The following is a 596-nucleotide window of genomic DNA, read 5'->3' as shown; positions in this document are numbered from 1 at the left end:
GTACTCGAGGCCGAGCATGAGGAGCAGCAGGATGACGCCGATCTCGGCGCCGATCGCGACGAACTCCTCGCTGGCGCCGAGCGGCAGCAGGCCGCCCTCGCCGAACGCGAGGCCGGCCAGCAGGTAGAGGGGGATGGGCGAGAACCGGAGGCGTCCGGCGAGGCGGCCGAGCAGGCCGAGACCGAGGATGATCGCGCCGAACTCGATGAGGAAGATCGCGGAAGAGTGCACGCGCTCACTCCCGCCCGAGGATCTCGGCGGCGGCGTCGATGCCTTCGCGGGTGCCGATCACGATCAGGGTGTCGCCGCCGGCGAGCCGGAAGTCCGGCGCGGGCGACGGGATCGCCTCCGCGCGACGCAGGACGGCCACGATCGACACTCCCGTGTCGGTGCGCATCCGCGTCTCGCCCAGCAGGCGTCCGTTCCAGTGGGAGACCGAGGACAGCTCGATGCGCTCGGCGACCAGGCCCAGGTCGGTGGTGTGCAGCAGGTTGGGGCTGTGGTGGGCCGGCATCAGCGCGTCGATGAGCGCGGCCGACTCGGCGACGCTGAGCCGCAGCGAGCGGGCGCAGGCGTCCGGGTCGTCGGAGCGGTAG

The 596-nt window shown here is 72.3% G+C and carries 1 protein-coding gene and 1 pseudogene; both read right to left on the bottom strand.

The window, feature by feature from the left end:
• Window positions 1-231: pseudogene (locus LPA54_RS35290) on the bottom strand (cation:proton antiporter); the annotation flags it as partial.
• A gap of 4 nt (window positions 232-235) precedes the next feature.
• The coding region (locus LPA54_RS35285) for a cation:proton antiporter regulatory subunit (RefSeq protein WP_228984672.1) at window positions 236-596 on the bottom strand (361 nt) is incomplete at its 5' end.

This window comes from Streptomyces sp. DH12 (genome assembly GCF_020873895.1).
Classification (GTDB): domain Bacteria; phylum Actinomycetota; class Actinomycetes; order Streptomycetales; family Streptomycetaceae; genus Streptomyces.
The sequence above is the reverse complement of the archived record's forward strand: the minus strand, read 5'-3'. Positions and strand labels throughout refer to the sequence as shown.